The organism is Nostoc spongiaeforme FACHB-130 (assembly GCF_014698475.1).
GTDB classification, from domain to species: Bacteria; Cyanobacteriota; Cyanobacteriia; order Cyanobacteriales; family Nostocaceae; genus Nostoc_B; species Nostoc_B spongiaeforme.
The window spans coordinates 1-4,822 of record NZ_JACJTB010000094.1 but is presented as its reverse complement, the minus strand read 5'-3'; the positions used below and the strand labels follow the sequence as shown (position 1 = coordinate 4,822).

Annotated in this window: 3 protein-coding genes; 1 reads left to right on the top strand and 2 read right to left on the bottom strand. The window is 38.6% G+C overall.

Annotated elements, in window-relative coordinates; genetic code table 11:
* Positions 1-115 precede the first annotated feature (115 nt).
* Entirely contained in the window at positions 116-3,160 is a 3,045-nt protein-coding gene (locus H6G74_RS30740) for a Tn3 family transposase (RefSeq protein WP_190971289.1), read from the bottom strand.
* A gap of 121 nt (positions 3,161-3,281) precedes the next feature.
* The gene (locus H6G74_RS30735; RefSeq protein ID WP_190971288.1) at positions 3,282-4,196 is read right to left on the bottom strand and encodes a tyrosine-type recombinase/integrase; all 915 of its coding nucleotides are present in this window, start codon (positions 4,194-4,196) and stop codon (positions 3,282-3,284) included.
* A 76-nt stretch (positions 4,197-4,272) separates the two neighbouring features.
* Here H6G74_RS30735 and H6G74_RS30730 point away from each other — a divergent pair, with 76 nt between their 5' ends.
* Positions 4,273-4,740, top strand: coding sequence for a helix-turn-helix domain-containing protein (locus H6G74_RS30730; RefSeq protein ID WP_190971287.1), 468 nt, complete (start codon positions 4,273-4,275; stop codon positions 4,738-4,740).
* Positions 4,741-4,822: the final 82 nt, after the last annotated feature.

Here is a 4,822-nt window from a genome sequence, read left to right as displayed (position 1 = left end):
GGGGTAAATATAGCGAAGCTGTCACCAGGGGCAAGATAGCCTGAAAGTACTGCGGTGAATGACTTTCAGGCTATAAAATTAAGAGACATAAGAACACTGATATTTTTAGACACATTCATCCCGTCTCAATTGGCAGCCTGACATTAAGATCCAAACGAAAAGTACCATAGGGATTAACGTGACCCCAAATTAAAGGCGAAAGCGCACGCAAATCCTCCAACTTCATCAACTTCATCCATTGTGGTTGAGACAAAACCTCCTGAATCATTAAAGTATTTATATATACCAAAGATATCTGGAGTAAATGCAGAGATAACACAGCTAATTCTTGGTCGGACAAACGATTAGTAGCAATCTCCCCACCCTTGCCATAAAAAATAAAACTGTTAGCACTATTCCAGTTCTCCACGACATTTAGTCCAGCATTTATCTCTTGTCGCAGTTCAACCGAATGCAGGTATTTACATAAAAATATAGTTTTTACAGCCTTGCCCAATTCGGATAATGCTTGATAAGTAGGGTGTAATAAATTACCCCTAGTAAAACGCTTTAAGATGGCTTCAGTTTCCGCCATACCCAAACGCAGAGCAGTAGCATACTTCACCATTTGGTCGTATTGTTGGCGAATTAAATCCCAATTAATAGCGCGAGTTAAAATCGGTTGCAAGTTTGGATAAGCATCATTATTTCCAGTTGACGGACGGTATAATTTCTGAACATTGATACGTTTAAGACGCGGCATTAACTGAAAACCCAGTAAATGACAGAAAGCAAAAGCCACTTCATTTTGACCGTGACTATCTACATAATTTGTCTCCACTTTCATCTCAGTACAGTGGCGTAATAATCCTTCAATCATGGCTGCCACTTCAGAAGAAGAACAAGTTTTTAACTGCGAATAAATACAAACAGAATTCTTTTCAACGTGCCAATAAATCATCACACCCCGTCCACCATAGCGGATGTGCCACTCAGTCATTAAATTTTGATCCCAAGCACCAAACTTTTTCGAGTCAGAAGCACAGGCGGTTGTACCCTCTCCCCAAATAGTAGAAATTCTGGCAGTAAAAATTGCATTTGCAACACAGGCAATAGCATTGCGTAATTGTTCTTTCTGAATAAAATGTCGCTTAACATGGAGTAAATCTTGATAATTATCGCCTTTAATCTCATCACTTAAACGCTTTAATCCAGTATTCGTTCCTAAACCATATAAACAAAGTAGTAAACGTTTTTGTAAATTATAGTCGCCTAAAACCTCTCTGGTTGATACACTCTGAAAGTGCTGGCTAAATTTAACTCGCAAATCAGTCTCTTTCAGAATATCTAAAAGGCTAGTCATGCGCCAACGTCTAGTAATTTCAGTTTTCAACCTTGCCAAATTAGTTGGTTCATTTTGAGGATTCAAAGGAGAAACACAAATTCGACTTTTACCTGTAGTTTTCAGTGTGACTAAGTTATTCTTAGGTATTCCTTTATCCAGTAAAGTTAATGATTGCTCCAAAGATTGCTGTAAATTAGCAATAAAGACTTCTACATCTGATGGTTGTTTTAACGCTTGGAAATATTCTAATCTTTGTGCTTCAAAATCAGCAGGTAAATCCTCTTCAGGGTTTCTGTAACGATTAGCTCCTACAACCCAGATTTCCTTGCATCTAAGCTTTTCTCTCAATGCTTGCAGCACGCTCAATTCATAATTAATGCGATTAACTTTGATTTCGTCGTCTGCTCCCGTCTCTAATATAATTTCTTGCCAACCACTACGTAATACCCCATCAATGGGTATATCTTCTCCTGCATCATAATAACGTTGTTTACTATCAGCATACTTTTTCAGTAAAACTATCGCTTGAATAACTGGACGATGAACTTCATTATTTGAACGGAATTCTAGCTTGTTTAAAATTAACGGTAAAATTCGCCGATAATATCCACCATAAGAAGAACGCATCACCGTATAAACTTTCTCACGGTAAGCATTCCCTGTAGATTTATACTCTTTGACTAAATTCTTGAGAGTCACCTCACTTACCACCGGAAAAATCACATCTTTGATTGTGCCATCAGGTGTTTTCAAGGAAGCTTCTGCCATTTGGTATAGTAGATTATTCTTCCCATGAACCCGTTTAAAATCCTGAATAAGTTCTTTATCTACACGTTTTTCTGCATTGGCACTTATGCGATGCACAATCTGGATGAGTAACTCTACTAAATTATCGATAACTTCTTGACTTCTGAGCCAACAAAAAGCTGTAAATAGTGTGTAGCGGATATGTTCTGGGTGACGGCGTAAGTCACGAGGATGTTCAACAATTACCCGACTTTTATAGACTTGGAGAACTTTGGTGGGGATTTTTTTAAATAAGTCTGCTGGTAATTCTAATTGCTCAAAAATCTCTAACTTAGCGACTTCTTTTTGAAAACTTTCTACACCAATTCTGCCTGGGTCTGTTTTTAGTTCAGCCCATGTTAATATGGTCACGTCAGTGTTGATTTCTGAGTTGTTCGTGTCATCTAACTGTTGAGATAATTGGATATCTCCCGGATTATTTAGTTGTTTATTATGATTTACTGGTGTGGTATCATCTAATTCCTGATCTGAAGCTTTCTCTTTCAAAAAATCATCTATCCACTTTTTAGATTGGTTAGATAACTGGGAAGTTATGTCCCTAAAAAATTTAGATTCAAAATTTCTGATAGCAGAGCGAATGATACGCTCTAATCTAGAATCTGTCGGTGGTTCAAGTTTTAAATTCCGTAGTCTCGCTACTGCTGCAAGTTTTAACTGTTCAAACTTTAACTCATAAATTAGTGCTTGTTCTGCTAACCAATTAGTTAACTCTTTAGCATCGCTAACTTTGGTTTCTTGAAATCCAAAGAATTCCCTGATTTGAGCGCGATGATATTTTATTGAGCGTCCTTGCCAATCGTAGTAAGAGTATTTTTGGGGAGAAATATCTAAAAGTTTGGCAACATAATCAACAACATTTTTGGATATTTCTTGATTATTTTCAGGGAATCTGGCATAAATCTCAAAAAACTTGAGCAATATAGCAAAACCTAACCGATTTTCGTCATTTTTCTGATTCAGTAGTGCTAATTCTTTTGGGAGTAGCGTCCAATACTCTACTAATTCTTCTGGCTGCCAGGTTTTTTTCATTAAGTCTCACTCTTCAACCAAACAGTATTCTATCTTCTTTGGGGTAGCAATCTTTAACTGGGATAAAATGCTGTTTCTTGCTGAAGAACATAGTGTAACTGAGTGATTCTATATAATTGCCCTAAAGGTCAGCATCTGGAGCAGAATTAATCAGTATATTCAAGGCATGACGTGCGGCTGATTCTGATTTCTGTGAGGTGACTTTAGCGTAACGTAAAGTTGTCTGAATGCTTTCATGTCCCATTAACGAGGATAATTCCTCAATACTGATTAATCCCACTCGTTCTGTAGCAAATGTATGTCGTAAATCGTGAATGCGTACTCCTTGAAGCTGCGGATACTTGTTGGTTGTCTCCCGCCAATAATCATGCAATGTATGGTAGCTGATTCTACTTACTTTTAAGGTAACTGGATGTTGTGCTGTCAACAAGGCATCTGTGTTTTGATGCCGTAAGTATTTCAAGTATTTAGCAAGCGCTCTTGCTGCATCATCACTGTAATAACACCAGCGTTGTTTGTTCCCTTTACCTAATACTTGAAATTTCTGGCTCTTGATATCTACAGAATCTATATTTAGGGCTAAAAGCTCTCCTATCCGGCATCCTGTGCGATGCAGTAAATGAACTATTGCACTAAGACGTAAGTCATCTTTTACGGCAGCATATAGTATATTTAGTTGTGATTGTGTTAGATATCTTATTGTATCGTCGCTTTTATGTTCGCCTTTCTCTCTTTCAGGTAGACGTTGTTTTAGTCCCCTGATGGGGTTGGATTTTATATACCCTTGTTCTACTGCAAAGTTAAGCAAACTTTGTAGTATTGCTTGATGCTTGTGGTGTGTTGTGTATTTTAAATGACTGAGATTATTTAGATACTCAACTAATGTTTGCTTACTGATAATTTCTATTGACCAACTTCCATACTTTTGCAGTAACAGTCCGAGGGTCACTTCATAGGTTTCTCTAGTACTTGGTGCTAGACCAGGACGCTCTAGAAATTCGGTCGTGACAGTGGCTAAAGTTACAGCCGATTTCACGGTTGTTTATGTATTTTTGACAAGGTTTTTTATCAATAAATTATATATCTTTTGAGTAGTTAATTAACAGCTTTTTATGGATACTTTTACAACTCCTCACCCATCTGAATCCCTTGCCAGTTACGTTTCACGGGTCAGGAAGAAACTCAATTTAACTCAGTCTGAGTTGGCGGATGCTGCTGGTATACACGGACGCTCTGTGGGGAAGATTGAGCGGGGGCTTACAGCCAAAATTAATCGTAAGACACTTCAGGGAATAGCCCTCGCACTTGGCGTGCCTCAAGAATATTTGGATGCTGTGATCAAGGGCGAGGAAGTCTCTCAGGTTCGAGGAGTTAAGTTTTGTCCTCAATGTTGGAATCCTGGCGCGGCGGTTGACCCTATGTGGGGTCATGTCAAGGCCAAGTTTTGTTATCTGTGCGGTACACCGATTCGAGCTAACTGCGCGAATTGCGGTGAGTTGGTGTTGTCTTTGAGACACAGATTCTGTCCAATTTGTGGCTGTGCTTATAAAACGCCCGTCAAAAACGCTAAAATCCAATGAGCTACTCTTTTTTCTCAAACCCATACTCCACAAGACTTTCAGGCTATCTTGCCCCTGGTGACAGCTTCGCTATATTTACCCC